The sequence below is a fragment of the Lentzea sp. NPDC051208 genome (genome assembly GCF_040682435.1).
GTDB classification, from domain to species: Bacteria; Actinomycetota; Actinomycetes; order Mycobacteriales; family Pseudonocardiaceae; genus Lentzea; species Lentzea kristufekii.
In genome coordinates, this window is record NZ_JBFBAW010000006.1 from 245,586 (window position 1) to 271,344 (window position 25,759).

A 25,759-nucleotide genomic window follows, 5' to 3' on the forward strand; every position below is an offset into this window, starting at 1 on the left:
ATCACTGTGCGTCGACGTGATGTGCGCAATTCTGTGTCGCAAAGTAATCGAGAATTCGTGTTTCGAATTAATTCGCTGCTTTGAGCTGCGTGAACGAAATTGCTTCCACTTTCGAGTGAACCGGTGTCCGTGGGGTGTCGAATACACCGATGTACAGGCGCTGATTCATCGAAAGGGGGTGATTACATGAAGTCGACATGCCCCACAGCACTGCGGCGGACGCTAGGTGTGGCCGGTTTCCTGATCGGGTTCGGGCTGCTGTCCGCCGGAGTGGCCAGTGCCGACGAGGGTGACTCGCCCGGCCTGCTGGACGGGGTCACCACTCTCGTCGCCCCCGTGACCGACGCACTCGCGCCGGTCACGCGCACCGTCACCGAGGTGACAGACCCGTTGCTGGCACCGACCGTGGACACCGTCGTGCAGACCTTGAGTCCGGTGTTGGAGCCACTCCAACCCGTGACGGCGCCGTTGCTCGCCCCTGTGGCGCGCACGGTGCAGGACGTGCCGGTGGTGCTGCGGATCGTGGAACCGCTGGTGACGCAGCCATCTGATCAGGCTGACGTACCGCCGCCGGTCACCGCGCCGACCGTGGCCGAAGTGCCGCTCGCACCGGCCGTGGTGCCGGAGATCAACACTGCGGCGCTGCCCGACCGAGTCGCGGTGGCAACATCACCGCGGCAGCAACAGATGTACGCACCTGACGTGGCGCCACCGATCGAGGCGCCCCGGAAGCAGTCGCCTGAAGTGCCGTCCGCCTTACCCGGCACGACAGGAACGGCGTCGTCGAGCGGATCGGCGAGCACGGCCGTGTCGGACCTCCCAGCGGAATCGGGAGTTCGCCCGCACAGCGAGTCGCTCGTCGCGAGCCAGGACCATCAGGTCCACGGGTCGTGGTGCTACTACTACGGCCGAAATCATCCCAGTTGAGCAGTCCTGCCGACCAAGCCGACCAGATCACCAAGCTTGATTGACGGGAAGGTTCGACAATGCACAACTCTGTGCGACGCGGTCTGCTGGCCGCAGCGTTCTCCGGAGGATTCCTCCTGTTCGGAACGGCGATGGCGAGCGCCGACACCGGAGGCAACGGTCTCCTCGGCGGCGTCGGGGACGTCGTGAACTCGGTCGTCAACGGTGGCAACGGCGGTGATTCGGGCGATGGCGGCAACGCCACCAGCTCGAACAACGCCACGTCCGGCAACTCGGGCAATTCCGGGAACTCCGGCGCCACCGGTGGCAACAGCGCTTACGGCATCTGCGTGCTGGCTGAGTGCCACACGAATGTCAGCTCGGGGGACTCGGGTAATACCGGTGCCACGGGTGCGACCGGTGACGCTTCCAACCACAGCAACACCGTGGGTGGTAACTCCGGTTCCGCCGGCAACGGTGGCGACGCCACCGCGGCCGGCCGGGCGCAGAACGCCGGTGCGACCGCGGGCAAGGGTGGCAACTCGGGCGACGGCGGCGACGCCAAGAGCTCGAACACCGCGCGGTCGGGCAACTCCGGTGACTCCGGCAACTCGGGTGACACCGGTGGCAACAGCGCTTACGGCATCTGCGTGCTGGCTGAGTGCCACACGAATGTCAGCTCGGGGGACTCGGGTAATACCGGTGCCACGGGTGCGACCGGTGACGCTTCCAACCACAGCAACACCGTGGGTGGGAACTCCAGTCCCGCCGGTGACGGCGGCGACGCGGCGGTCATGAACCACGGCAAGTGGAGCAACCACGGCAAGTCCGGCTCCACCGCGGGCAAGGGCGGCAACTCGGGCGACGGTGGCAACGCCACCAGTTCGAACAACGCCACGACCGGCAACTCGGGCGACTCCGGGAACTCGGGTGACACCGGCGGCAACAAGGCCGCCGTCCGCACGACCGGTTCCGAGCGCGGCCACGGCTGGTCCTGGAACAGCACCAGGTCCTGGACCACGGTGACGTCGGGCGACTCCGGCCACACGGGTGCCACCGGCGCGACCGGTGACGCGGGCAACCACAGCGTCACCAAGGGCGGCAACTCCGGCCCGGCCGGTAACGGCGGCGGTGCCTGGGCAGTGACCGAGCAGGGCAAGTCCTGGAACCACGGCAAGTGGAGCAACCACGGCAAGTCCGGCTCCAGCGCGGGCAAGGGCGGCAACTCGGGCGACGGCGGCAACGCCACCAGCTCGAACAACGCCACGACCGGCAACTCGGGCGACTCCGGGAACTCCGGCGCCACTGGCGGCAACGAGGCAGTGGTGAAGACCGAGAACAAGAACCACCGCGGCGACAACTGCCACGGCTGGAAGCACCACAACGGCTGGAAGCACGGCTGGAAGAACCACGGCACCAAGTCCTGGACCGAGGTCACCTCGGGCAACTCCGGTGACGCCGGCGCCACCGGTCCGACCGGCGACGCCTCCAACCACAGCACCACGGTCGGTGGCCACTCCGGTCCCGCGGGCGACGGCGGCGACGCCACGTCCTGGACCCACGGGAAGCACTCCGTGGAGGCGTGACCACCAGGTGATCACAGAGCGGGGCCGGCATCTGCCGGTCCCGCTCTTCGCTTTCCGGCGATGTGTCTTCCTCCGCCAGCGGGGTAGTCGAGTGGGGGAAACGCGATATCGGACGAGGAGGAACCGTGTCGATCAACGCCGACGCCCAGACCGTGACGGGGACGAAGGACAAGGACTACAACATCATCTGGTTCGTGGAGGCCTGCCTGAGCAACGCTCTGCGGCTGGAGACCTACGCCCAGGACGCGGAGAGCGCGGGCGACTCGGAACTGGCGGAGTTCTTCCGCCGCGCGCAGGGCGAAAGCCGCAAGGGCGCCGAGCAGGGCAAGGCACTGCTCGCACAGCGACTCGGCAAGTAGCGCACCGGATGGATCGCCGCCTGGCCCTGGACCTCCGGCCGGACGCTCAGGGCCGGGCGAGCGTCGAGTCCGGTGTGGACGACCGGTTACCGGCGCAGCCCCGCCAGCGCCTCGCCGAGCGTCGGGTGCACGCGGAACACCGTGTCCATGCCGGAGAAGTGAAGAGTTCTGAGCACCGCGGCCCTGTCCGCCACCACGCGGAGATCCGCCGCGAGCCGGTGGGCGGCCAGCAGGGCGCGGATGCCGGAGGAGTCGAAGAAGGTCACCTCACGCAGGTCCACGACCAGCACGCCGGGCGACTGGGACAGCTGGGTGGAGAACTCCGCGCGCAGCAGTGGTGCGGTGAAGATGTCCACCTCGCCTGCGACGGCGACGATCGGGACGCCGTCCTGCCACGAGCCGCGCACAGAGCAACTGGGCGTGCCGGGGTCAAGTCCTTGCTTCAACACGGTGACTCCACTCTGCGTTGGTGGGACGTGCACCGAGCTTCTGGTTGAACTCGACAGGCGAAATACGTGACTTCTCCTCCACGGTAGGCCTTGGAACCACAGTTCACAACGCGAAGAGAACAGTGGTGCGGCATCTGGCGCAGTCGAGGCGGCAGCAGCGTCACATCGACCACGAGCGGTCCACGCCGGGATCGCCTACCGTGGGCCAGGGGTTCAGAACGCAGCACCTGGTCAACCCCGTCGCCGTCATCGGTGTCCGCCGGACGGGAAGGAGACGATCCGAGGTGCCGCACATGCCGCCCAGTGCCCAGGACTGGAACGTCGACCGGGCCAGGTTCACGGCCGATGCCGAGGAGGCGCTCGCGTCCGGCCGGGCGCCCACGCGCGATCACGGAGCGCCGCTCGGGCCGCTGGCCCAGCAGTTCGCGACCCTGACCTACTCGCTGCTCGACGCCACCACGGCCGGGGAGGTGCTGCAGCAGATCGTCCAGGCCACGTCGCGGGTCGTGCCCGGTGCGGACCTGGTCAGCGTCACCCTGCGGTCACGGGACGGGAAGTTCCACACACCGGTGGAGACCGACCAGGTCGCGATCGAGCTCGACCAGCTGCAGTACGACCTGGTGGAAGGTCCCTGCCTCGACGTCGCGGACCCGGCCGGCCCCGCCGTCGCCGCCGCGCCCGACCTGGCCACCACGTCGTCCTGGCCCCGGTTCGGCCCGGCGGCCGCCGAACGCGGCTTGGGCGCGGTGTTGTCCACGGCACTGCTGCCCGAGATCCAGTCGCCCCGGCTGTCCGGTGCCCTGAACATCTACTCGCGCCGGCCGCACGGCCTCGACGAGACGGACCAGGCGATCGCGTTGCTGCTGGCCACGCACGCGTCCCTCGCGCTGGCACACACCGAGGCCGTCGACATCGCCACCCTGCAGGCCGAGCAGCTGCGCCGCGCGATCGACTCGCGTGACGTCATCGGCCAGGCCAAGGGCGTTCTCATGGCGCGCCGCGGGCTCACCGCAGACGAGGCGTTCGACCTGCTGCGCCGCTCCTCGCAGCACCTCAACGTGAAGCTCGTCGAGCTCGCCGAGATCGTCGCCAGCCGTCACGACGAGCTCGATCTGCCCTGACCCGCCGACGCGGTGAAGTGCGCGGAGGGTGAGGGGTTCGTAGGCTGGAACCTGACGTGTGACCGTCGGCCAGAGGACAGCTGTTGGACGGGCAACGCCGGGACCGGCTCATAGAGCAGGTGCTCGAGTGCAGGACGACGTCAGGGCGTGCGGAACTGGGGCATGCCCTCAGCGCCGTGTGCGTGCGCGTGCTGCCGGACGTCGATGGCGCCGCACTGGTCTTCTACAGCGACTCCCAGGCTCAGGAGCTTGTCGGTGCCAGCGATCCCTGGGCGGCGGGCATCGAGGAGGCGCAGTACACCGTGGGTGAGGGGCCGGGCTTCGCGGCGGTCGCGGCGCACGGCCCGGTGCTGGTTCCCGACCTCAGCTTCGACGAGGTGCGGTGGCCCGTGTTCGCCGCGACCGCCCGGAGCGCCGAACTCGCGGCCGCGTTCTTCTTCCCCCTGCAGATCGGCGCGATGCTGCTCGGCACGCTCGGGCTGTACCGCCGCCGGCCCGGCGTGCTGTCCGCGGAGTTCGTCTTCGAGGCGGCGTTGCTCGCCGACCTGATCTCGCACAAGCTGCTCCTGCACAACGAGCAGATGGCGAGCGAGGAACGGATCTGGCTGGAGACGTCGTACCAGGACGTCAACATGGCGACCGGCATGCTGGCCGTCCTGCTGCGGATCAGTCTGGAGGACGCGTTCCTGCGGTTGCGGGCGCACGCCTTCGCGGCGGGCAGGTCGGTCGTGGACGTGGCCGGGGACGTGCTGGCCCGGCGTCTTCCTCTCGACCGGCTGACCGACTGACCCGCACGCCGGCACGGGCGCGCGTCTGTCCGAAATGGACGTTGCGGCCCCGGCGCCGGCTGTGCCGCGAGCTCCGGACCATGGCGGGTCGTATGCTGCGGAAGTGCCCCTTGTCCAGGAACAGATCGCCGTCACGCTGAGCGAGCTCACGGCGAGCCTGGTCGGCCGTCACGACGCCGAGTCGGTTCTGCGCCTGGTCACCGCCGCGTGCGAGAACCTGCTGTCGGCGTCCGCGATCGGGGTGATGCTCGCCGATCCGCGCGGCGGGCTGAGCGTGGTGTCGGCCTCTGACGAGCAGGCGCGGTTCCTGGAGCTGCTGCAGAGCCAGATCGACGAAGGCCCGTGCGTGGACTGCGTGCGCGAGAACGCGCTGATCGACTGCCCGGACCTGGAAGACGGCTCCGGCCGGTGGCCGGCGTTCATCCCGGCCGCTCTCGACGCCGGGTTCCGCGCGGTGCACGCCGTGCCGATGCGCCTGGCCGGCGACGCCATCGGCGGCCTGAACGTGTTCTACGCGGCGGTCACCCCGTGGGAGGCCTGGCAGCAACGGCTCGGGCAGGTGCTCGCCGACCTGGCCGTGCTGGGCCTGTCACAGGACGACGACCCCACGCGCACCCACCGGCTCGCCGAGCAGACCCTGACCACGCTCAACGACCGCGTGATGCTCGCCCACGCCATCGGCATGGCCGCCGGCACCCTCGACACCACCACGGACGAGGCCCGCGGCCTCATCCTCGGCTACGCCACGAGGAACCAGAAACCGATCCGCGACGTCACCCGCGAGCTCACCAGCGAAACCTCAAAGCAGCCGCGCTGCGACCTGCGGACGCGAGCTAGTCGCACCGCGCCGTGCCGCGCAGAGGTGCTCCGGCGTCGTGCAGGTGGCGCAGCACCTGGGCGTAGGAGCGGACCATGGTGGTCTTGCTGTACGGAATGCCTTGCCGGGCGCAGAAGTTCTCGACGACGGGTTGCGCGAGGCGCAGGTTCGGGCGGGGCATGTGCGGGTAGAGGTGGTGCTCGATCTGGTGGTTCAACCCGCCGAGCAGGGCGTCGACCCAGCGGCCGCCGGTGACGTTGCGCGAGGTCAGCACCTGCTTGTGGAGGTGGTCGAGGCGCTGTCCCTCGGCGATGATCGGCATGCCCTTGTGGTTCGGCGCGAACGAGCACCCCAGGTAGACGCCCATCAGACCCTGGTGCACGGCGATGAACACGACGGCCTTCAACGGTGAGAGCACCAGGAACACCGCGACCAGATAGGCGGCCAGCGGCACGAACTGGAGCGCGGCCTCACGCCACGGGTTGCGCAGTTCCCTGCGGAACAGGGCGACGAGGCCGGAGATCCGCAGCACGGCGGCCTCGGCGAGCAGCAGCGGGAAGAAGAGGAACGCCTGGTGCTTGGTGATCCAGCCGTACACGCCGCGCTTGCCGTGTGCCTGCGCGCGGCTGAAGGCGAGGGCGTGGATCTCGATGTCCGGGTCCTGGCCCTCGTGGTTGGGGTTGGCGTGGTGGCGGTTGTGCTTGGCCACCCACCACTGGTAGCTGATGCCGGTGAGGCTGCCGTGCAGGTGCCCGACCAGGTCGTTGTTGCGGTGGCTGCGGAAGATCTGCCGATGCCCCGCGTCGTGCCCGATGAACGCGAGCTGCGTCGACGCCACGGCCAGGGCCACCGCGAGGAGCACCTGCCACCAGGAGTCGCCCAGCAGGACGAACGTCACGGCGATCCCGCCGAGCAGCACGCCGTTGATCGCCATGCGCAGCGCGTAGTAGCCGCGGCGGCGGTCCAGCAGGCCGGCCGTCTTGAGCTCTCTGGTCAGACGGGCGAAGTCGCTGCCCCGAGGACGTTCGGCTGTGGCCGGTAGCGCGTCTTGGGTCGAGGTCATGTTCCTGCTCCGGTTCTCGGTTCGTCGGCTTCGGTGTCCAGGCCGGGTTCGTCCGGCCCGGACTCCTCAGGTTCGCTGGTGTGCACGTCGGCGGGTGCCACGTGTTCGTCCGCCTCGCTCAGCAGCGAGCGGATCGCGGAGTTGAGCACCGCCAGCAGCGGTACCGCGAGCAGGGCGCCCGCGATGCCCGCGACGAGCAGTCCCGACGCGATGGCCAGCACCACCGCGAGAGGGTGCAGCTTGACCGCCCGTCCCAGCAGGAACGGTTGCAGCACATGGCTTTCCAGCTGGTTCACGGCGACGACGATGATCAGCGCGATCGCGGCGGTCACCGGGCCGTTCGCGACGAGCGCGATGAGAACGGCCACACCGCCCGCCACCACCGCACCGAAGATCGGGACGAACGCACTGATGAACACCAGTGCTGCCAAGGGAACCGCCAGCGGCACCTTCAGCACGGCCAGCCCGATGCCGATGCCGACCGCGTCCACCACGGCGACCGCCCCGGTCGCGCGAACGTAGCTGACCAGCGCGGCGAGACTGCGCCTGCCGGCGACGTCCACCCGCCTGCGGGGTCCGCCGGGAACGATGCGGATGAGGAACTGCCAGATCCGCGGACCGTCGTAGAGGAAGAACGCGAGCGCGAACAGCACCAGCAGCATCTCGACGAGCGTCTCACCGACCGTCGCGGCCGTCGTGAGAGCGCTCGACGTGATGCCGGACTGGTTGTCCTGCAACGTTTTCACGACCCGGTCGGCGAACTCGCGCAGCTGACCCTGACTGAGCTGCAGCGGTCCGTTGACGAGCCATCCGGACACCGCGTCGATGCTGCGTGCCAGCTGCGCCGCGAGGTCCGGCACACCGTTGACGAAGGTCATCACGACGAACGTGAGCAACCCGCCCAGCACCGCCAGTCCGCCGACGAGCACCACGAACGTCGCGAGACCCCGGGGAAACCGCTTCGCCATGAGGAAACCCACGGCCGGCGCGAGCAACGCGGCCAGCAGCAGCGCGATCGCGAGCGGCACGACGAGTGACGCCAGCCTGCCGAAGATGACGCCGACGACGTAGAGCGAGGCCACCACGACGAGGAAGCGCCAGCCCAGCGCCGCACTCACGCGCAGTGCGGAGGGGATTGTGTTCCGCGTGGGAGACGGGTCCCCGCGGTCGGTCATCACGATGGCTGTACCTCCGGAGTCGATCTCCGACGCCGGGGTCCGGGGTCATCGGTGAGATGGCGTGTCCGCACGCCTCTCCAGGGGATTCCCCGCCGGCCGGGCCACAAACCCGGATGGACTGTGGCGATGTCGAGGGGTGAGGCACAGTCTGCTCCGGCTCTCGAAGAACGAATGCAACGTTCGGGGTCACTTCTCCATTAGGGGTGCGAATTCGAGAGCGAGCCGGACGATCGGGAGTGGCCGATGGAGTTTGCCGAGTACGTGGCGAGGCAGCGTCCCGCGCTGATGCGGTTCGCCATGGTCCTGACCTGCCGGACGTGGCTGGCCGAGGACCTGGTGAGCGACGTGCTGGGCCGGGCGTTCGAGCGCTGGGACCGGATCTCGGTGATGGACGAGCCGAACGCCTACGTGCGGCGGATGGTCGTCAACGAGTACCTGTCCTGGCGAAGAATGCTGACCCGCACGTCCCCGCGTGCCGAGGTCGAGCCGACGGTGATCTCCGACGGCGCGGCCGAGCGGGCCGAGCGGGACGCGATGATCAGCCGCCTCGCGAGCCTGCCCAGGAAGCAACGGGCGGCCGTGGTCCTGCGCTACTACGCGGGCATGTCCGACAGGGAGATCGCCACGCAGTTGGGGTGCAGGGAACCGACGGTGCGCAGCCAGATCCATCGGGCACTCAACGTTCTGCGCATCGACCTCACCACCGGCGCACCCCACTTCCAGGAGACCTCATGAGCGACCTTCGCACCCTCCACGACGCCTTCACCGAGTTGGAGCGTCGCGTCGACGCCGCGGCCACGGGCAGGGCCCCGGTCGTGCGGCCGCGGCGGACCGTGCGGCTGGTCCCCGTCGCGGCCACCGTCATCGCGGTGGCGGGCCTGTTCGCGGGTGCGGTGTGGCTGGTGCCGGGTGACTCCGGCACGCCCGCCGCCGGCCCGCCGACGACCGCACCGGCCACGACCACGGCGCGCAGCCCGGTCCCCACCTCGCCGGACGACCTGATCGCCCGGTTCAGGGTGGTGCTCGGCGACACCGCGACGTTCGAGGTGACCCAGAAGGTGACCGTGCCGAAGGCCTCCCCGTCCAAGCAGCCAGGATCGGGCGTGACAAAGCTGGACGGCCCGGACGGCAACGCGCTCGTCGGCGGGACGCTGACCTCCGAAGGTCTCACCGGGGGCTTCAGCCTGATGATCTACCCCAGCGATTCCGAGCCCGGCGAGTGGTGCAGGAACTCCAGTCCGGCGAACTGCGTTGTCAGCACGCTGCCCGACGGCTCCCGGCTGGCGACCGAGACCGCGCGGCCGGCTCCCGGCGCGGTGTCGTACCTGGCGTGCATAAAGCGGCCCGACGGGACGACGGTCCTCATGAACGTCAGCAACCAGGAGGACCCCTGGGGCGCCGCGATCAACTCGCCGGGCGGCCGGATCTACTCGACACAACCGCCGCTGACCCTCGAGCAGCTGACGGCGATCGTCACTTCGGACAAGTGGTGAGGAGGTTCGTGATGGCCGGGCACCTCGGTGGCCGGCCAGAAACGGAGAACGAGGATGAACCCGCACAATGCAGAGAAGCAGGCCGAGACGAATCTCGACCTGCTTCTCTGGAGTACGCCGCCAGGGACTCGAACCCCGGACCCGCTGATTAAGAGTCAGCTGCTCTAACCAACTGAGCTAGCGGCGCTTGTTTGTGTGCCGGAGGCTTGCTCGTTCCGACGTGAAGAACGTTAGCACAGGGGTTCCAACCGGTTTTCACGCGGGTCACCCGTTCGACTTGTCGAACCCCGTGTGGAGGAGCCACTGGGCCGCCGCGTAGGTCGGCATGACCCCCGCTGACGCCACTCGCGCGGCGCGTTCCCCGAGGACGAAACGGCTCGCGCCGAGCAGGGCGTCCGACACCGCGAACAGGGCCGCGCCGCCGAGAACTCGTCGTGCGCCGGGGCCGCGGGCCGTCGACGCCGCGGCGACCATCGTGCCGAGTGTCAGGGCGTAGAGGCCCACCGGCTTGCCCAGCGGGCCTGCCGCGCGGGCGAACACGGCGGCCCCCGCGGCCGATGCCGCGACGATGGGCACGACCGCCTTCCGGGAGCCCGGCGAGGAGCGGCGGGCCAGGGCCGCGGTGTAGCCGACGTGGGCCACCAGGAAGCTGAAGAGTCCTGTGCGGAACGCCCGGTCCGAGTCGCCGAGCAGCGCCACGTCGCCGAGCCACGAGCCGGCGAGACCTACCGCCATGCCGGCGTCGCGGGGTGGGCTGGTCACGGCCAGGACGGGCATCAGTGCGGTCTTCGTCACGGGGCGCACGGACCTGGCGCCGCGCACGGCCGCCGCGATCGAGTCCGCGATCGCGGCGACCGCGTACGCCTGCTTCTTCATCGAGCACCTCTCGCCATCGAGGCGCTCAGAGTAAGAGCTCCGTCTCACTGTCGCCGCCGTGTCGTCGATCACGAACGACGTCCGCGGTGTGGCGTTCTCCACGCTGGTGAGCCCGGTTCGCCCCCAGAAGTCCGCGCAGTGCGGTCGGCGTGTGTCCGAGGTGTTCGCGCACCGTGCGGCACAGGTGTGCCTGGTCGGCGAACCCGAGGTCGGCGGCGAGCACGGAGAGGCTGGGCTCGCCCTGCTCCAGCCGATCCAGCGCACGGGAGACGCGGACACCGTTGCGGTAGCGGGTCAGCGACACCCCCAGCACGCGGGTGAAGGCACGGCTCAACCGGTACGGCGAGACGCCCAGGAGACCGGCGAGCGGAATCAGTCCCGCGGCAGCCGGATGGTCGTCGCCGATCACGCCTCGAGCCCTGGCGACCAACGCCTCGTCGCCGCCACCGTCCGGGGCCGGTGTGGTGACGACCTGCTGGACGGCCTGCGCCACGAGGCCCACCAGCTCCTCGGCCCCGTCGTCACGCGCGGCCGCGAGAAGCCGGCGGTGGGCGAGGTCGAGCCGGCCGTCCACGTACAGCGACGACCCGGCGAACCGCGGTGCGTCGCCCGCCAGCGCGCGCCACAGGCCGGGCCGCAGGCTGATGGACGTGCACACGTCGCCGCCGGCGGGATGGGAGAACTGCTCCTCCTCGCCGGGTAACCCCAGATAACCGACCGTGCGGTCGAGGTCCGTGCACCCGCTCCGGACACGGCGGCGGAACCCTCCACTGCGCACGAGCACGAGCCGCACGTCCGCGTGCGGCTGCTCGGCCGACCAGCCGCGGTGGTCGTCGTGGCAGTCCACCGAGGACACGGTGAACTCCGGACGGGCCGCGAGAACGGTGAAGGACAGCACTGCCTCAGGCTAGAGACGGGGTCTGACATTTTTCGTCGCAAGGATGTTCAAGACCCGCGAGGCGGTCGCGGCGCAGGCTGGTGCGCACCCACCCAGAAGGAGCGGAACATGCCTGCACTCGCGCAGCTCACCACGGTCGTCCTCGACTGCGCCGATCCCGGCCCGCTGGCCGAGTTCTACCGCGCGGTCACGGGCTGGAAGGTCACCTCCAGCGACGACGACTCCGTCTACCTGGGCGAGAACGGCGTCCAGCTCGCGTTCGTCCGCGTGCCCGGCTACCGGCCGCCCGCCTGGCCCGGTCCGGACAAGCAGGCGCACCTGGACTTCCACGTCGAGGACGTCGCGCTCGCGGTCGAGCAGTTGCTGGAACTCGGCGCTACCAAGCCGGATTTCCAGCCGGGCGAGGGGCAGTGGACCGTCCTGGCCGACCCCCAGGGGCACCTGCTCTGCCTGTCGGAGTGACGCCGGGCGACGAGAAGTCGTAGTCCGACAACGGAAAGCTGTTCGCGGCACGGTGTGCGCTCACCGTCGAGGTCGGCCGCAGCAACGTGGCTTCGCCGTGCTGGTTGAAGTAGTAGCTGTGCGCGGTGGCGCAGTGGCCGAGCGAGAACACCGAGCTGCGCGCGACTTTCGTGCGCATCCGTTGGAGGAACTCGTCGTTGGCCCGCTGCGTGACCTCGAAGACCGACGAACCACGGGAGCGCATCGCCGTGAACAGCCGCCGCATGTGCGCCATCTGGCACTCGATCGTCGTGAAGTACGACAACCCGCTGTAGGAGTACGGACTGTTGAGCGACAGGTAGTTCGGGAACCCCGGCACCGTCACGCCCTCATAGGCCTGGAAGCGGTTCTGCCGCCACCACGCACCGAGGTCCCTGCCTTCGCGGCCGATCACCTCGAACGCCGGGAAGTTGGTGTCCCAGAGGTCGAACCCCGTTGCCAGCACGAGGACGTCGATCTCCGCCCTGCCCTCCGCCGTGACGACCCCGGACGCGTCGACCCGCTCGATCGGCGACGTCTCGAGCCGCACGTGCGGCCGGGTGAACGTGCGGAAGTAGTCGTTGGAGAAGGTGGGCCGCTTGCAGCCGAACGAGTAGTCCGGGGTGAGCCTGCGCCGCAGTTCCGGATCGCGGACCTGGCGGTGCAGGTGCCGGCGGCACCACCGCTCGGCCAGCCGGTTCACCACCCGCAACTGCTTGTAGCGCACCACCCCCGAGATCATCATGAGTTCGAGGATCGCGCTGCCCAGCCACCGCACGGCCCGCTGCGCGAACGGCAGCCGCGCGAACAACGTCCTGATCGCGGGCGGAATCGGGTGGTCCGGCTTCGGGCTGACCCAGATCGGTGTGCGCTGGTGGACGGTCAGCGCGGAGGCCTGCCGGGCCAGCTCGGGAGTCAGCTGCACCGCGGTGGCACCCGTGCCGATGATCGCCACCTCTTGCCGCTCAGGTCCCTCGCCGCCGCGCTGACGTCCGCCTACCTCTCGCACGGCGTCGAACTGGGTTACCTGCGAGCGGATCTCGACGTCGACAACACCGCCAGGGCCATCAACGGCATGATCCTCGGCACCGCGATCTCCTCACTGCGCACGCCGGAAGCCCAGGCCGCGCAGAGTGAAGCGCTGCGGCGCGTCATGTACGACGGGATCGCCGCACGCTAACCGAGCCACGTCCGGGCGGCGACGACCAGCGCGTCGACCCCGGTGGTCAGCGTCGGCTCGACGTCCGGCGCGTACTCGGGGGAGTGGTTCATCGCCACGGGCCGACCGGGTTCGCGGGTGCTGAAGTCGGTGCCGCCGAGGAACCAGAACACGGTCGGCACGCCCGCGGCCGTGCCGAACACGCCGACGTCCTCGCTGGCGTTGACGACCGCGCCGGGGATCAGGTTGCTCTTGCCGAAGTGCTCGGCGAACGCGGCCATCGTCCTCGTGGTCGCGTCCGGATCAGACACGAGCACCGGAGTGCCGTCGTACCAGTCGAACTCGGGCTCGCGCGGCGCCCCGGACGCGGCGGCTTCGGCGCGCGCGATCCGTTCGACGGCCGCCCGGACGATGCCGCGGACGTGCTCGTTGAACGTCCGGATGTTGACGCCGATCTCGGCCGTCTCCGGGATGACGTTCTCCTTGGTGCCCGCCTGCAACCGTCCGACCGTGACGACGGCACGTTCGGACGGCGCGACCTCGCGCGCGACGATGCCCTGCAGCCGCACGACGGTGTGCGCGGCCATCAGCACCGGATCGATCGCGGTCTCCGGCGCCGAACCGTGGCCGCCGCGCCCGAACAACGTGACGCGCACCGAGTCGGAGGCCGCCATCAGCGGGCCGCTGCCGTACGCGATCATCCCGGCGGGCAACGGGCTGACGTGTTGCGCCAGCACCACCTCAGGCTTGCCGAACCGGTCGAACAGGCCGTCCTCGACCATGTTCCGTGCGCCACGGCCCAGTTCCTCGGCCGGCTGGAACACCACGAGCAACGTCCCCGACCACTCCTGACGGGTCTGCGACAGACGTTCGGCCGCGCCGATCAGGCACGTGGCGTGCATGTCATGCCCGCACGCGTGCGCCACCGGCACGTCCTCACCGTCCGAACTGGTCGCACGGACCGTTGAGGCGTAAGGGAATCCCGTCGTCTCCTGCACGGGCAACGCGTCGATGTCCGCCCGGAGCATCACGAGCGGGCCGTCGCCGTTGCGCAGCACGCCCACCACGCCCGTGCCGCCGACCTCGGTGGTGACGTCGTACCCCAGCGGCCGCAACGCCTCCGCGAGCACCCCGGCCGTGCGGAACTCCTGCAGCGACAGTTCGGGGTGCTCGTGCAGATCGCGGTAGAGCGCGTGCAGGTCGGGCACTGTGTCTCCCTCAGTCCTGGCCGAGTTTCGGCAGCTCGTCGACGAGCACGGCCAGCGAGCGCAGCAGCGCCTCGCGGTCGGCGGGCGCCAGCCGGGAGAGCAGGCGTTCCTCGCCCCGCTGGATCTCGGCCTGGACCGCGCCGTGCCGGCGACGGCCTTCCTCGGTGATCGAGACGAGCCGTGCGCGCCGGTCCGCCGGGTCGCGCGTGCGCTCCAGCAGGCCGTCGGCCTCCAGTTCGTCCAGCACGCCGATGATCCGGCTCTTGTCCGCGCCGATGAACTCCGCGAGCGCGGCCTGGGTGCGCACCGGCTGGCCTTCGAGCGCGTCGAGCACGACGTAGCCCCACATGCTCAGGCTGTGGGCGCGCAGCACCGGCTGCTCGGCGGCGACCAGCGCTCGCTGCAGCGGCGCGATCATCGCCGCGAGGTCACGTCGCCGGCCGTCCACGGACAGGATGATAGCGACCTTGCGGCGATAATATGCATGTGCATATCGTAAGCACATGCTTATTAATGACTTACTCGTCCAGCACCGCGGTGTGGTGGCGGACCAGCATCGAGATCGTGTCCCGGGTGTCGGCCGACGACCTGGGCAGACGCACGCCCTGTGCCGAGTGGACACTCGCCGATCTGCTCGCCCACATGACCGCCCAGCACCACGGCTTCGCGGCCGCGGCCCGCGGCACCGGCGGCGACCTCGCGGCCTGGGAGGTCAGGCCCGCCGGCTCGGCCGGCTACGCCGAGGCGGCGGAGGACGTGCTGGCCGCGTTCGCGGAACCCGAGGTGCCGCAACGGGAGTTCGCGCTGCCGGAGTTCGGGGCGAGCTTCCCGGCGGTGCAGGCGGTGAGCTTCCACCTGATCGACTACGTGGTGCACGGCTGGGACGTCGCGCGCTCGCTCGGGCTCGGCTACCGCCTTGCTCCCGAGGTCGCCGAACCGGCGCTGCGGATCGCGCGGGCGGTCCCGGACGGCGACACCAGGCTGGCACCCGGCGCGCCGTTCAAGCCCGCGGTGGACGAGAACGGCCAGGATCCGCTTCGCCGGATCCTGGCGGCGCTGGGGCGGTCGCCGGACTGGGCTTGAGCCTCAGGACCAGTCCCAGCCGATGCCGAGCACGCCCGGCTGGACGTCCTTCGCCGTCAGGTGCAGCACCCGGCCCGGCGCGAGCGCGAGTTCCTCCCCGCGCACCAGCGCCGCGTCCACGCCGGGCTGCGCGAGGGCGTAGCAGCGGACCGGGAGCCGGGGCTCGGTGAACTGCACGCTCATCACGTACGCGCCCACGGGATAGCGGAACGCACGCCGGTGGTCGTGGGCCACCGCACCGGTCTCCGCGATGGTGAAGCGGTACTCCAGCAGGTGGGTCTGGCCTGCCCGCAAGGTGTGGTCGAACAGCAGTTCCGCGGCGATCACCGGTGCTCGGGGATGCCTCCGCACGCGTCCCAGACGGCAGTTGCGCACGGCCTCCGCGCCCAACGCCTCCGGTGGCGTGCCGTCGTCCGCGCAGTACACCGCCAGGTAGCGGTCGGGGTGGCCCGCGACCGCGCGCAGCACCTGTCTGGTGTGGATCGAGCGGAGCGCGCCGTGGCCGTCCACTGTGGCCGCGTCGTCCTGCGACCACAGGCGCAGGTCGCTGTCGGACGGACCGACCAGCGCCTCCACCGTCTCCGCCAGCGACTGCGCGGGTTCCAGCATCCGCCCGTAGCGCCGGGGCTGCCGCTGCTCGGTCACCCACCTGCCACGCGGGCGCGGCGGCCCGAGCAGGGCTTCCAGGGAGTGCCGCGGCAGGCCGAGGATGGTCTCGATGGCCTGGACCGCGCGCAGCGAGTCGGCGCGTTCGGGACGGCTGCGGCCCAGCCGCCAGTAGCTCAGCGTGGAGAGGCTGACGTGGATGCCCCGGCGGTCCAGGCGGTCGCGCAAACGTTCCAGCGTGAGACCGCTGCGCTCGATGGCGGCGCGCAACGCGGCGTGGAACGGACCGGAGTGCAGCAGCACCTCGACCTCGTGGCCGACGTCGGGCGGAACGGCCACCGCGCACCCCCTCCACTGTGGAAGAAACAGTTTAGAAGGCTGCTCACGCCCGATATGACCGACGAAGGTGGGTATCCCTCCACAGTATTGAAGGTGCTTTCCACAGTTGTGGACATCTGCCACAGGCAACCTTGACCGCGTCGGACCACCGGTATGTCATCGGCGCGGCGGCCCCTGCAAACGCCGCCGAATCCCTGCACTGTGCCGATTTCCCCTGGAGGGCACATGTCCCGTCCGTTGTCCGCGCGCCGATTCGCCGCGCTTCTCTCCGCACTCGCGACCGGTGCCGCCCTGGCGGTCGCGCCGTCCGCGACGGCCGCCGAGACCGACCTCGCCACGACCGTGCGCGCCACCATGCTCCAGCAGCACGGCGACGCGCTGAAGCGGCAGTGGGACACGCAGACCTTGCGTGAACCGCTGTTCGAGCCGACCCGCACGTCCGGTGCGTGGGTGTTCGGCAGCACCACCATCCCGCTCGCCCACGGCCAGGAGCACGGGGCACCGCACATGGCGTTGTTCCTGGCCCGCAAGGAACGTTCCGCGTGGCGGGTCGAGCTCGACGGCACCGCCGGGTTCGCCGCTCTCGCCGCACAGGCGCCGTCCGGCGTGCTCAGCGACGGCGAGAAGCGGACGTTCGCGGCCAACCAGAACAACCGGGCACAAGCACTCGCGCCCACCGGCCTCGGTCTGCCGTGGCCGGTGAACGTGGCGTGGTGGATGGGCGGCGGCCCGCACGGCAACAGCGGCAGCAGCCGGCCGTTCAGTTCCATCGACTTCAACGGCGGTGACGGCCGGGTCCTGTCCGCGGGCAACGGCCGCGTCTACAAGAGCTGCGTCGTCGGCCGCAGCGCACTCGTGAAAGTCGTGCACGACAACGGTTACAGCACCACCTACTACCACATGTACAACCTGACGACGCTCGCCGACGGCAGTGCCGTGCGCACCGGCACGTACCTCGGCAACATCGGCAACGAACTGCCGTGCGGCGGTTCGAGCAGCGGTGCGCACGTGCACTTCTCGTTGCTGCGGGGCAACACCCACGTGAGCGTCAACGGGATGACGATCGGCGGCTGGACGTTCTACGAAGGCTCGCAGGCCTACGGCGGCTACGCGCAACGCGGCAGCACGCGCGTGTCCGTCGGCGGCCGGGTCACGAACTACGGCGGTGGCGGCACGACGCTGCCCACCGGCACGGTCGACGCGGGCCCGAACAGCACGGTGAACCTGCGGTCCGGACCCGGCCTGAGCCACTCGGTCGAGGGCACGGTCGCGGACGGCGCGGTGGTGGCCATCGCGTGCACCAGCCGCGGCGAGACCGTCGAAGGGGTCTGGGGCAGCACGAACCTGTGGAACCGGCTCGAAGACGGCAAGTGGATCAGCGACGGTTTCGTCGACACCGGCTCGAACGAACCGGTGGCTGCGGACTGCTGAGCCGAAAACGGAGAAGCAGGTCGAGACGAATCTCGACCTGCTTCTCCGGAGCACACGGAGCCGTCACGGCGATCGTTTCCGAGCCGCTCCGAACTCCTCTCCGGCCTTGGTGCCCCCGTCGACCAAGCATGTCGACCCCGGTCAGATAGCCGGGTGCTTGGCTCGCGCAGAATGCGAGCACAGCTCGAAGTCGTCGGGTCGTTGCTCGGCAAGGCGGAAGGCAGACTCCGCGTGCTGGAACAGTTGCTCGACGGATGCCTTGCCGGTGATGTCGCACAGCACGCCGACCGCTTCGACTCCGGCCACGGCAAGCTCGCGCACCGCATCGTCCAGGTGCGTCCGGTCGAGGTCCGCCAGCACGATCCGGTGGTCGTGACCCATGAGCCTTGCCGTTGCCAGCCCCATGCCGCCGGTCCCGCCGGTGATGACCGCAGCGGCGCGTGCAGTCGACATGTTGGTCCTCGTCGTCGGGGCTCAGCTCAGGGATACCGTGCTCGCGTCCGCATCCTCGTCCCTCCTCGCCGTCGCGACCAGTTGACCGGGGTGGAGCTACCCGATCCGGTCGTGCCGGCCCCGCGTTGAGCGGCGTTCTCGCGATGGTGATCGATCACCTGGCGGTGACGCCGGCTTCGAGCCCGGAATCGCCGCAGTGGCGGAGCTCGTGTTCGACATCGGCACGGGCTCGGATCTGGTCGTTGTGCGTCGCGACGACCACTGCGGCGCCGGTGGCCGCCAGCTCGCTCATGATGTCGATGACGACACCGGTGTTGACGTTGTCCAGCGCCGAGGTCGGTTCGTCGAGCAGGAGGATCGGCGGGCTCTTCACGAGCAGTTGGGCCAGCGCCACGCGCTGCTGCTCACCGCCGCTCAGGTGGTAGATCTTCTCCTTCTCCCGGCCTGCCAGGCCGACGCGGTCGAGGGCCTCCTGCCGGCGAGCCGCGTGGCCGCGCCGGGTGGTGCGAGCCAGCCGCAGGTTTTCCTCGACCGTCGCGTCCTCGATCAAAGCGAGGTCCTGCAACAGGTATCCGATGTTGTCACGCCGATAGCGGCGGCTGGCGCCGCGGTTCAGCGCGGTCACCTCTGTCCGGTCGTAGGTGATGCGGCCCTCGGTCGGGCGATCGAGCAGGCTGAGACAGTTGAGCAGCGTCGTCTTGCCGGTGCCGCTCATACCGGTGATCGCCACCACCTGCCCGGCTTCGACTGCGATGTCCAGTCCGGACCACAGCGTCCGTCGACCGAACGACTTGCCCAGTCCGTCAACACGAATCATCGACCGTTCCTTCACAGCGATTCGACGGGCCACGATCATGCCTCGTCCGGCACGGCAGCGGTGATGCGGCGATGCACGACGACGAGAAGCGCGGTGAACAGGAGGATCGCAGCCATGGACGCGGTCATCGCGGGCACCAGCCGCCACCAGTCGGGCGCCGGCACCGACGGGGGCGCCGGAATGCCGCGGCGGGCGTAGGTGGCCACCTCTCCCGCACGCTGCCAGTTGCTCACGCAGATCCACGCGGCGACCGCCAGCGGAATGATGCTCTCGATCAAAAACTGCCGCCGGTGGATGCGCCAGAAACCGCGACCGGCGACGTGCCCGGCGTAGATCGCGCGAGAGTGCTTGCGCGTGTAGAGCAGGCAGCTGGAGACCGCAGCCGACGCCAGGACGGAAATCACCAGCACCAGCATCAGGGAATCGGAGATCAAGCGACGGATCTCCGCCGTCTTGTTGTCGGTGAGCAGCCCTGCGATCGGCAGCATCCCCAAGATGCTGCCGGAAGGCAGATCGCGCCCCACCGACGACGTGACGTCCTCCGGTGAAAGGACGGCACCGTAGTAACTCGCCCATGCGGCGAGGCGGGAGTCGCTGATCAGCGGTGAGCCGTTGGGAATCGAGACGATCACCGCGTCGCGCGCCATCGGCCGGTTCATCGGAGTGCCGTCGGCATTGGAACTCTGACTCTTGACCGCGTAGAGGAAAAGCTCCTGCCCATCCGCTGCCGCCAGCCGCTGCACGTGCGGCACCGCCACTCCTGCCGGCAACGCCGCAGGGGCGAAGCTGTCGAGAACACTGCCGGTTATGGAGTCGGCGTGCTGGTTCAGACGTTCAGGGACGATGATGCGAACGGTGTTCTCGGGAGCAGATCCGATCCGGGAACCCGCGGAATCCAGAACCGGCTGCGAGGCAAGAAACGTGTCGTTCACCCACAACACTTCCGTCTCACCCAGAGACTCCGTTGCCGGGAGATAGGCCTGCAGTGAATCCCGTTTCACGACGGTGACTCGCCCACGGGAATCCAGCTGCCGCAGCCACGCGCCGACTTCCTGGTAGTTGCGGTCACTCTCCTCCCGGGTGCGATAGCCGGGCAAAGTGATGTTGACCGATTCGCCCACGCCGGCAACGTGCGGAAGAGCGGCATTTCGATTCATCAGACCCGTGTAGTCCGCAGCTACCCCGGCTACCGCGGGAACGACCAGCAGGACGGCGGCCACTCTCAGCGGGTACAGCAACGCCATCGCCGGGCCCAGCCGCATCCTTCCCTTCAACGCCTCCACCGTGGAAGTCACGGACACCGCGAGGACTGCGATGACGTAGGACAACACCACGACAATTCCGGTGGCCACAGCAGTGTTTCCGGCGAAACGGGCGAACACGGAGAACTGATTCCACCCGTTGTACCAGAACAGGAAAGCGCAAACCGCCGCGCCGAACACCAGAGTGGTCGTCGCGCAGAACGGGGCCAGTGCTCGCGCGTCCCGCCACATCATCTGCAGCACTGAAGCACCGTGCAGACGCCACACCGCATATCGCCGGGCGCTGAGCAGCACCGATCCGACGGTCAACGTGACCAGCCCGGTCACCAGCGCGACGGCCAGGCCCGCCAGGCTCAGCAGGTAACGCAGGAACACCATGCCGAACGTGACCGAGGAAGGCGGCGTGCCGTGCAGACCGAGCTCGTCGAACCGCGCCGCCAGGTCCAGTGCCGCATCCGGTGGCCCGAACACCCGGTACGCGGCCCGGGGGTCCAGTCCATCGCCTGGAACGAAGGGTTTGACGGTCAGCTCCAGAGCTGGTGACCGGCCGAAAGGACGCAGCAGATCCCGCGCCCACCTCGCGTCATCCGCCCCCGGATCACCGGACGTGACGTAGACGTTCCGACGGTGATCGCCGTCGTAGAAGTTCTCGTCGACCCGGATGATGCCGACGTGATGCTGATCAGCGACCGCGGTGAGAGTCGCCACCACCTGCTCCCACGAGACGGTGCCGCGGTTGTCGGTGATCTCCAGCAGTGAACTGCCCCGCCAGCCCGGATGTTCGTCCGAATCCCCGGCGGCCAGGAAACCCAGCAGCGTCGCAGTGGTCAGCACGAGACAGGCCACGAACTTCAATCCGATGTACCGCACGCCTACCATTTTCGAGTCCAGTCGCAGGTGAGGCTTCCCGCTCGAACATCTCCGCCTCTCGCAGGGCGAACCTGCCCACGCTCCGCACGTGCCGCCGGCCCTTCATCACCGCAATCCAGGCATCGCGTCGCACAACAACGCCTGAAAATCGGTGCCGATCGCCGGCGGCACGCCGCACCTTAAGCTGCGAAGCCAATCCGCCGCAGGATCAGCTCACACGCCAGAAAGCTTCGATCGGAGCGCTGTCGAAGATGTCGCGGTTCACCGACGTGTCGGCCCACAAGCGCGGACCCTTGTCCGACGAGTCCGATCGGCTTCCCTGCCGCGAGGTAGCGCCATGGTTTTTGTCGGGGTGGATGTAGTTCGACCAGCCCTTGACGAGGTTGGTGCCGCGATCCCAGGTTCCGCCGCCCACCTCTTCCGCAGCGACGACGAAACGGGCCGCATCCCCGTTTCGCGTCGACACCCCGGCGGGAAAGATCTCGGACCCGCCGACGAGTTCACCAGCGGCGTTGAACTGGTCAGCACCCTTGATCACGCTGCCCGCGCTCGCCGAGCCCAAGGTTTCCGAACCCTCCGCCGAAGCGGACGACACTCCCGCGAACACAGTGGAGCCCACTGCCAGGCCAACAATCAGTGCGTTCCTCAAACCGGCCATGATCGCCTTCCTTGATGTGATGAATAAGGATGCAGGGGGCGATGAACAGTGCAGGATCAAAAACGTGAATCGAGCAATCGACGACAGGCAAAACCAGGATGGCAACGATGTCATTCAATGCAGCATCTTGCAACGACGATCAGACCCCCAGAATCTGTCACTGTCGTCAAATGGGAAAGATCTGCCCCCAGACCCGAAAATGATCATATGGATGAGGCGCAGGAGCGTCAATCACGGTTGAACGATTCGGTTGCACGGACCAGTGGTCAGCGCGGCTCAGAGCGGACGACCCGGAGCAACGCCCAGTTCCACCGCAACGGCACTCCCGGCTACGCCCCGCGGCATCGTGCTGCCGAGGCATGGAGGTGTGCGAGGTGATGACTCGGTTGAGTACCCGAAAAGCAGAGAAGCAGGCCGAGACGAATCTCGACCTGCTTCTCTGGAGTACGCCGCCAGGGACTCGAACCCCGGACCCGCTGATTAAGAGTCAGCTGCTCTAACCAACTGAGCTAGCGGCGCTTGTTTGTGTGCCGGAGGCTTGCTCGTTCCGACGTGAAGAACGTTAGCACAGCGCCTCCGCGCGCTCCCAATCGGCTGGTCAGCACCGGTTTGGGGGTGTGCCCGCCACGTAACGATCCGGCCACTTGCGCAACTCGGAGCCACCCCCTGTCGTCACCTAGTCGGGGGACGACGAAACACCTTCGTGCAGTCTCGGGAGCGGCGACAAGCAGATCGGAAGTACGTCGATGGGGATGTGGAGCAGGCGCGGTCGTGGGGTGGTCATGGCGGGAATCGCTGTGATGCTGATCGCAGGCTGTTCGGGTGGGGGCGATCCGGCGAGTGGTGGTGGTGCCGGTGGGGAGTCGAGCGCTCCTCCTCCGCCGCCGAAGCCCGTCACGCTGACACTCGCGTTGAACAACGGCGCGGCCGACGTGTCGCCCGGTCTGCCCGTCATCGCGACGGCGGCGGACGGGAAGCTGACCGACGTCAAGCTGACCAACCCCGACGGCAAGGTCGTCGAGGGCAAGATGAACGCCGAGTCGACGCAGTGGACCAACACCGAGCCGCTCGGGTACTCCAAGACGTACAAGCTGGTCGCCACGGCCACCGGTGAGGACGGCAAGACGGAGACCAAGGAGTCGTCCTTCACCACGGTGAAGCCGCGCACGCTCACGTACGTGTCGACGAACCCCCAGGACGGCACCACGATCGGCGTCGGGCAGCCGCTCGCCTTCTACTTCGACGAGCCGGTGGCCGACAAGGTCGCGGCCGAGAAGATGCTCGAGATCACCACCGAGCCCAAGGTCGAGGGCGCCTTCTACTGGTTCAACAAGAAGGAGGTGCACTGGCGTCCGGAGAAGTTCTGGAAGTCGGGCACCAAGATCACGATGAACATCAAGGTCTACGGCAAGCACATCGGTGACGGCATCTACGGCCAGGAAGACCGCACGATCACCACGACGGTCGGCGACGAGGTCATCCACGAGGCGGACGGCCAGTCGCACCAGGTGATCACCAAGGTCAACGGCCAGGTCGTGCGCACCATGCCGACCTCGATGGGCAAGCCGGCCGACGCCACTCCCACCGGCACGTACGTGCTGATGGAGAAGTACAACCACATGATCATGGACTCGACCACGTACGGCCTCGCGCTGGAGAACGGCGGCTACAAGACCCCGGTCGACTGGGCGTACCGCATGTCCAACAGCGGCATCTTCTTCCACGGCGCGCCGTGGTCCATCGGCGACCAGGGCAAGCGCAACGTGAGCCACGGCTGCCTCAACCTGTCGCCGGAGAACGCCAAGTGGGTGTTCGACAACAGCAAGCAGGGCGACGTCGTGATCGTCACCAACTCCGGCGGTCCGGCGCTGGAGCCGTGGGACGGCTTCGGCGACTGGCAGGTCCCGTGGACCACCTGGGTCCAGGGCAACCGCTAGCGGCCTAGGAGACCGTCACCTGACCGCCCGACACGGTCAGGTGACGGTTCACCTGCACCGCCTCCAGCATCCGCCGGTCGTGCGTCACCAGCAGCAACGTGCCGGGGTAGTTGTCCAGGGCCGACTCCAGCTGCTCGATCGCGGCCAGGTCCAGGTGGTTCGTCGGCTCGTCCAGCACCAGCAGGTTGACCCCGCGGCCCTGCAGCAACGCCAGCGCCGCCCGCGTCCGCTCACCCGGTGAGAGCGACGCCGCCGGGCGCATCACGTGCACCGCCTTCAGGCCGAACTTCGCCAGCAGCGTCCGCACGTCGGCCGGGTTCATCTCCGGCACGGCCTCCTCGAACGCGTCCACCAGCGGCAGATCGCCCAGGAACAGCCCGCGTGCCTGGTCCACCTCGCCGACCACGACGCCGGAGCCCAGCGTCGCGTGGCCCGAGGTCAGCTCCACGCGGCCGAGCAGCGCGGCCAGCAGCGTCGACTTGCCCGCGCCGTTCGCCCCGGTGATCGCGACCCGGTCCGCCCAGTCGATCTGCAGGTCCACCGGGCCGAGGCGGAAGCCGCCGCGCTCGACCACGGCCGCCCGCAGCGACGCCACCACGGCACCGGAACGCGGGGCCGCGGCGATCTCCATCCGCAGCTCCCACTCCTTGCGGGGCTCCTCGACGACGTCCAGCCGTTCGATCATGCGGTCGGTCTGCCGGGCCTTCGAGGCCTGCTTCTCGGTGGCGTCGGCACGGAACTTGCGGGCGTTCTTGTCGTTGTCGCCCGCCTTGCGCCGGGCGTTCTTCACGCCCTTCTCCATCCACGACCGCTGCATGCGCGCACGGGCCTCCAGCGAGGCCTTGGTGTCCGCGAACTCCTCGTAGTCGTCACGGGCGTGCTGACGGGCCCGCGCGCGTTCTTCGAGGTACGAGTCGTAGCCGCCGCCGTACAAGCGCACGGAGTTCTGGTGCAGGTCGAGCTCCAGCACGCTCGTGACCGTGCGGGCCAGGAACTCGCGGTCGTGCGACACCACCACCGTGCCGGCGCGCAGGCCCGTGACGAACTTCTCCAGCCGCTCCAGGCCGTCGAGGTCCAGGTCGTTGGTCGGCTCGTCGAGCAGGAAGATGTCGTAGCGGCTGAGCAGCAACGACGCCATGCCCGCCCGTGCCGCCTGGCCACCGGACAGCGAGGTCATCAGCGCGTCGAGGCCGACGGTGAGGCCCACGTCGGCGATGACCTCGAGCGACCGTTCCTCCAGGTCGGCGCCGCCCAGCGCGAGCCACTGGTCGAGCGCGTCCGAGTAGCCCTCGTCGTTGCCCGCGGTCAGCGCCTCGGTGGCCGCGTCCAGCGCGGCCTGCGCGTCCGCGACACCGGTCCGCCGGGCCAGGAACTCGCGGACGGTCTCGCCCTCGCGGCGTTCGGGTTCCTGCGACAGGTGCCCGACGTTGGCCGCGGGCGGGCTCAGCGTCACCCGGCCGGATTCGGCGGGGACGAGCCCGGCCAGCGTCTTCAGCAACGTCGACTTGCCCGCGCCGTTGACGCCGACGAGCCCGATGACGTCGCCGGGAGCGACCACGAGGTCCAGCCCGGAGAAGAGGACGCGGTCACCGTGTCCGGCGGCGAGGTCCTTGGCGACAAGAGTGGTCACAGCGCGCTCCGACAGGGGTGGGCCGTGGCGGCCGCCGGTGGTTTGGTGTATCGGGGGTCCGGGGGACGTCCCCCGGCTGGGGTCTGGGGGCTCGGCCCCCGGGAAAGAACGAAGCCGGACCACGTTCGCGCTTTTTGCGAACATGGTCCGGCTTGTCAGGGTGAGTGACGGGACTTGAACCCGCGACACCTGGGATCACAACCCAGTGCTCTACCGACTGAGCTACACCCACCATTGCCAGTCGTTGACCGGCGAGAGAAGCATAGCAACGGCATCCACTGATATTGAAATC

General features: G+C 69.0%; 26 protein-coding genes, 3 tRNA genes and 1 pseudogene. 13 read left to right on the top strand and 17 right to left on the bottom strand.

The window, feature by feature from the left end:
* Positions 1-186 precede the first annotated feature (186 nt).
* The 3 genes from AB0M48_RS16695 (at position 187) to AB0M48_RS16705 (ending at position 2,851) form a co-directional block, all read left to right on the top strand.
* Positions 187-927 carry a hypothetical protein gene (locus tag AB0M48_RS16695; protein ID WP_363842072.1) on the top strand — a complete coding sequence of 247 codons (741 nt, stop codon included), beginning with the start codon at positions 187-189 and terminating at the stop codon, positions 925-927.
* A 59-nt stretch (positions 928-986) separates the two neighbouring features.
* Positions 987-2,492 (top strand): hypothetical protein, encoded by a 1,506-nt coding sequence (locus tag AB0M48_RS16700; protein ID WP_363842075.1) that lies wholly within the window; start codon positions 987-989, stop codon positions 2,490-2,492.
* A gap of 125 nt (positions 2,493-2,617) precedes the next feature.
* Entirely contained in the window at positions 2,618-2,851 is a 234-nt protein-coding gene (locus tag AB0M48_RS16705; RefSeq protein ID WP_363842078.1) for a hypothetical protein, read from the top strand.
* A gap of 86 nt (positions 2,852-2,937) precedes the next feature.
* Here AB0M48_RS16705 and AB0M48_RS16710 read toward each other — a convergent pair whose 3' ends face one another.
* A complete protein-coding gene (locus AB0M48_RS16710; RefSeq protein ID WP_363842081.1) occupies positions 2,938-3,300 on the bottom strand; it encodes an STAS domain-containing protein in 363 nt (120 codons plus the stop codon).
* 284 nt (positions 3,301-3,584) lie between these two features.
* On the opposite strand from AB0M48_RS16710, the gene AB0M48_RS16715 reads away from it, so the two are divergent.
* The 3 genes and pseudogenes from AB0M48_RS16715 to AB0M48_RS16725 all read left to right on the top strand — a co-directional run.
* Positions 3,585-4,421, top strand: a complete 837-nt coding sequence (locus tag AB0M48_RS16715) for a GAF and ANTAR domain-containing protein (RefSeq protein WP_363842084.1) — start codon at positions 3,585-3,587, stop codon at positions 4,419-4,421.
* 83 nt (positions 4,422-4,504) lie between these two features.
* Positions 4,505-5,209: a GAF and ANTAR domain-containing protein gene (locus tag AB0M48_RS16720; RefSeq protein WP_363842087.1), complete on the top strand. Its 705-nt coding sequence runs from the start codon at positions 4,505-4,507 to the stop codon at positions 5,207-5,209.
* Between the two features lie 34 nt (positions 5,210-5,243).
* Positions 5,244-5,729, top strand: a pseudogene (locus tag AB0M48_RS16725) (GAF domain-containing protein); the annotation flags it as partial.
* A gap of 313 nt (positions 5,730-6,042) precedes the next feature.
* Here AB0M48_RS16725 and AB0M48_RS16730 read toward each other — a convergent pair.
* Both AB0M48_RS16730 and AB0M48_RS16735 read right to left on the bottom strand, forming a co-directional pair.
* The gene (locus AB0M48_RS16730; protein WP_363842090.1) at positions 6,043-7,089 is read right to left on the bottom strand and encodes an acyl-CoA desaturase; all 1,047 of its coding nucleotides are present in this window, start codon (positions 7,087-7,089) and stop codon (positions 6,043-6,045) included.
* Positions 7,086-8,264, bottom strand: a complete 1,179-nt coding sequence (locus AB0M48_RS16735; RefSeq protein WP_363842093.1) for an AI-2E family transporter — start codon at positions 8,262-8,264, stop codon at positions 7,086-7,088. The genes AB0M48_RS16730 and AB0M48_RS16735 overlap by 4 nt, the downstream gene beginning before the upstream one ends.
* A 246-nt stretch (positions 8,265-8,510) precedes the next feature.
* Here AB0M48_RS16735 and AB0M48_RS16740 point away from each other — a divergent pair, with 246 nt between their 5' ends.
* Both AB0M48_RS16740 and AB0M48_RS16745 read left to right on the top strand, forming a co-directional pair.
* The gene (locus AB0M48_RS16740; RefSeq protein WP_363842096.1) at positions 8,511-9,002 is read left to right on the top strand and encodes a SigE family RNA polymerase sigma factor; all 492 of its coding nucleotides are present in this window, start codon (positions 8,511-8,513) and stop codon (positions 9,000-9,002) included.
* Positions 8,999-9,760 (top strand): hypothetical protein, encoded by a 762-nt coding sequence (locus AB0M48_RS16745; protein WP_363842099.1) that lies wholly within the window; start codon positions 8,999-9,001, stop codon positions 9,758-9,760. The genes AB0M48_RS16740 and AB0M48_RS16745 overlap by 4 nt, the downstream gene beginning before the upstream one ends.
* A gap of 113 nt (positions 9,761-9,873) precedes the next feature.
* Here AB0M48_RS16745 and AB0M48_RS16750 read toward each other — a convergent pair.
* From AB0M48_RS16750 to AB0M48_RS16760, 3 genes are all read right to left on the bottom strand, one after another.
* Positions 9,874-9,947 (bottom strand) — tRNA-Lys (locus tag AB0M48_RS16750).
* Positions 9,948-10,024: 77 nt separating this feature from the next.
* Positions 10,025-10,636: a lysoplasmalogenase gene (locus AB0M48_RS16755; protein WP_363842101.1), complete on the bottom strand. Its 612-nt coding sequence runs from the start codon at positions 10,634-10,636 to the stop codon at positions 10,025-10,027.
* Positions 10,637-10,661: 25 nt separating this feature from the next.
* Entirely contained in the window at positions 10,662-11,534 is an 873-nt protein-coding gene (locus AB0M48_RS16760; protein WP_363842104.1) for a helix-turn-helix transcriptional regulator, read from the bottom strand.
* A 108-nt stretch (positions 11,535-11,642) separates the two neighbouring features.
* Between AB0M48_RS16760 and AB0M48_RS16765 the strand changes: the two genes are divergently transcribed.
* A complete protein-coding gene (locus AB0M48_RS16765; protein WP_363842107.1) occupies positions 11,643-11,996 on the top strand; it encodes a VOC family protein in 354 nt (117 codons plus the stop codon).
* On the opposite strand, the gene AB0M48_RS16770 is transcribed toward AB0M48_RS16765, so the two are convergent.
* Entirely contained in the window at positions 11,911-12,969 is a 1,059-nt protein-coding gene (locus AB0M48_RS16770) for an NAD(P)/FAD-dependent oxidoreductase (protein WP_363842110.1), read from the bottom strand. The genes AB0M48_RS16765 and AB0M48_RS16770 overlap by 86 nt on opposite strands.
* Positions 12,970-12,972: 3 nt before the next feature.
* Between AB0M48_RS16770 and AB0M48_RS16775 the strand changes: the two genes are divergently transcribed.
* Positions 12,973-13,194: a hypothetical protein gene (locus AB0M48_RS16775; protein WP_363842113.1), complete on the top strand. Its 222-nt coding sequence runs from the start codon at positions 12,973-12,975 to the stop codon at positions 13,192-13,194.
* On the opposite strand, the gene AB0M48_RS16780 is transcribed toward AB0M48_RS16775, so the two are convergent.
* Together AB0M48_RS16780 and AB0M48_RS16785 are read right to left on the bottom strand one after the other, a co-directional pair.
* Positions 13,191-14,381 (bottom strand): amidohydrolase, encoded by a 1,191-nt coding sequence (locus AB0M48_RS16780; RefSeq protein ID WP_363842116.1) that lies wholly within the window; start codon positions 14,379-14,381, stop codon positions 13,191-13,193. The two genes, AB0M48_RS16775 and AB0M48_RS16780, sit on opposite strands and share 4 nt — an antisense overlap.
* 10 nt (positions 14,382-14,391) lie before the next feature.
* The gene (locus AB0M48_RS16785; RefSeq protein WP_363842119.1) at positions 14,392-14,829 is read right to left on the bottom strand and encodes a MarR family transcriptional regulator; all 438 of its coding nucleotides are present in this window, start codon (positions 14,827-14,829) and stop codon (positions 14,392-14,394) included.
* Positions 14,830-14,894: 65 nt separating this feature from the next.
* Between AB0M48_RS16785 and AB0M48_RS16790 the strand changes: the two genes are divergently transcribed.
* Positions 14,895-15,464, top strand: coding sequence for a TIGR03086 family metal-binding protein (locus AB0M48_RS16790; protein WP_363842122.1), 570 nt, complete (start codon positions 14,895-14,897; stop codon positions 15,462-15,464).
* Between the two features lie 3 nt (positions 15,465-15,467).
* Here the strand turns inward: AB0M48_RS16790 and AB0M48_RS16795 are convergent, their stop codons facing one another.
* On the bottom strand, positions 15,468-16,409 hold the full coding sequence (locus tag AB0M48_RS16795; RefSeq protein ID WP_363842125.1) for a hypothetical protein: 942 nt from the start codon (positions 16,407-16,409) through the stop codon (positions 15,468-15,470).
* A gap of 225 nt (positions 16,410-16,634) precedes the next feature.
* On the opposite strand from AB0M48_RS16795, the gene AB0M48_RS16800 reads away from it, so the two are divergent.
* Positions 16,635-17,840: a peptidoglycan DD-metalloendopeptidase family protein gene (locus AB0M48_RS16800; RefSeq protein ID WP_363842128.1), complete on the top strand. Its 1,206-nt coding sequence runs from the start codon at positions 16,635-16,637 to the stop codon at positions 17,838-17,840.
* 141 nt (positions 17,841-17,981) lie between these two features.
* Here the strand turns inward: AB0M48_RS16800 and AB0M48_RS16805 are convergent, their stop codons facing one another.
* From AB0M48_RS16805 to AB0M48_RS16825, 5 genes are all read right to left on the bottom strand, one after another.
* Complete coding sequence (locus AB0M48_RS16805) at positions 17,982-18,293, bottom strand: SDR family NAD(P)-dependent oxidoreductase (protein ID WP_363842131.1); 312 nt, start codon at positions 18,291-18,293, stop codon at positions 17,982-17,984.
* A 154-nt stretch (positions 18,294-18,447) separates the two neighbouring features.
* Positions 18,448-19,110 carry an ATP-binding cassette domain-containing protein gene (locus AB0M48_RS16810; protein ID WP_363842134.1) on the bottom strand — a complete coding sequence of 221 codons (663 nt, stop codon included), beginning with the start codon at positions 19,108-19,110 and terminating at the stop codon, positions 18,448-18,450.
* A gap of 35 nt (positions 19,111-19,145) precedes the next feature.
* On the bottom strand, positions 19,146-21,242 hold the full coding sequence (locus tag AB0M48_RS16815; protein ID WP_363842138.1) for a hypothetical protein: 2,097 nt from the start codon (positions 21,240-21,242) through the stop codon (positions 19,146-19,148).
* Between the two features lie 208 nt (positions 21,243-21,450).
* A complete protein-coding gene (locus AB0M48_RS16820) occupies positions 21,451-22,014 on the bottom strand; it encodes a lactococcin 972 family bacteriocin (protein WP_363842141.1) in 564 nt (187 codons plus the stop codon).
* Between the two features lie 331 nt (positions 22,015-22,345).
* Positions 22,346-22,419: transfer RNA gene (locus AB0M48_RS16825), tRNA-Lys, on the bottom strand.
* A gap of 263 nt (positions 22,420-22,682) precedes the next feature.
* Here AB0M48_RS16825 and AB0M48_RS16830 point away from each other — a divergent pair.
* Positions 22,683-23,837 carry an Ig-like domain-containing protein gene (locus tag AB0M48_RS16830; protein ID WP_363842144.1) on the top strand — a complete coding sequence of 385 codons (1,155 nt, stop codon included), beginning with the start codon at positions 22,683-22,685 and terminating at the stop codon, positions 23,835-23,837.
* Between the two features lie 4 nt (positions 23,838-23,841).
* Here the strand turns inward: AB0M48_RS16830 and AB0M48_RS16835 are convergent, their stop codons facing one another.
* Entirely contained in the window at positions 23,842-25,467 is a 1,626-nt protein-coding gene (locus tag AB0M48_RS16835; RefSeq protein ID WP_363842147.1) for an ABC-F family ATP-binding cassette domain-containing protein, read from the bottom strand.
* 159 nt (positions 25,468-25,626) lie between these two features.
* A tRNA-His gene (locus tag AB0M48_RS16840) sits at positions 25,627-25,699 on the bottom strand.
* Between the last annotated feature and the right edge of the window lie 60 nt (positions 25,700-25,759).

Bases quoted from the DNA above. Each gene is read 5' to 3' on its own strand.
- AB0M48_RS16695 (WP_363842072.1), top strand. From the start codon at position 187: ATGAAGTCGACATGCCCCACAGCACTGCGGCGGACGCTAGGTGTGGCC.
- AB0M48_RS16700 (WP_363842075.1), top strand. From the start codon at position 987: ATGCACAACTCTGTGCGACGCGGTCTGCTGGCCGCAGCGTTCTCCGGA.
- AB0M48_RS16730 (WP_363842090.1), bottom strand. From the start codon at position 7,089: ATGACCTCGACCCAAGACGCGCTACCGGCCACAGCCGAACGTCCTCGG.
- AB0M48_RS16735 (WP_363842093.1), bottom strand. From the start codon at position 8,264: ATGACCGACCGCGGGGACCCGTCTCCCACGCGGAACACAATCCCCTCC.
- AB0M48_RS16740 (WP_363842096.1), top strand. From the start codon at position 8,511: ATGGAGTTTGCCGAGTACGTGGCGAGGCAGCGTCCCGCGCTGATGCGG.
- AB0M48_RS16745 (WP_363842099.1), top strand. From the start codon at position 8,999: ATGAGCGACCTTCGCACCCTCCACGACGCCTTCACCGAGTTGGAGCGT.
- AB0M48_RS16755 (WP_363842101.1), bottom strand. From the start codon at position 10,636: ATGAAGAAGCAGGCGTACGCGGTCGCCGCGATCGCGGACTCGATCGCG.
- AB0M48_RS16765 (WP_363842107.1), top strand. From the start codon at position 11,643: ATGCCTGCACTCGCGCAGCTCACCACGGTCGTCCTCGACTGCGCCGAT.
- AB0M48_RS16790 (WP_363842122.1), top strand. From the start codon at position 14,895: ATGACTTACTCGTCCAGCACCGCGGTGTGGTGGCGGACCAGCATCGAG.
- AB0M48_RS16800 (WP_363842128.1), top strand. From the start codon at position 16,635: ATGTCCCGTCCGTTGTCCGCGCGCCGATTCGCCGCGCTTCTCTCCGCA.
- AB0M48_RS16805 (WP_363842131.1), bottom strand. From the start codon at position 18,293: ATGTCGACTGCACGCGCCGCTGCGGTCATCACCGGCGGGACCGGCGGC.
- AB0M48_RS16810 (WP_363842134.1), bottom strand. From the start codon at position 19,110: ATGATTCGTGTTGACGGACTGGGCAAGTCGTTCGGTCGACGGACGCTG.
- AB0M48_RS16820 (WP_363842141.1), bottom strand. From the start codon at position 22,014: ATGACATCGTTGCCATCCTGGTTTTGCCTGTCGTCGATTGCTCGATTC.
- AB0M48_RS16830 (WP_363842144.1), top strand. From the start codon at position 22,683: ATGGCGGGAATCGCTGTGATGCTGATCGCAGGCTGTTCGGGTGGGGGC.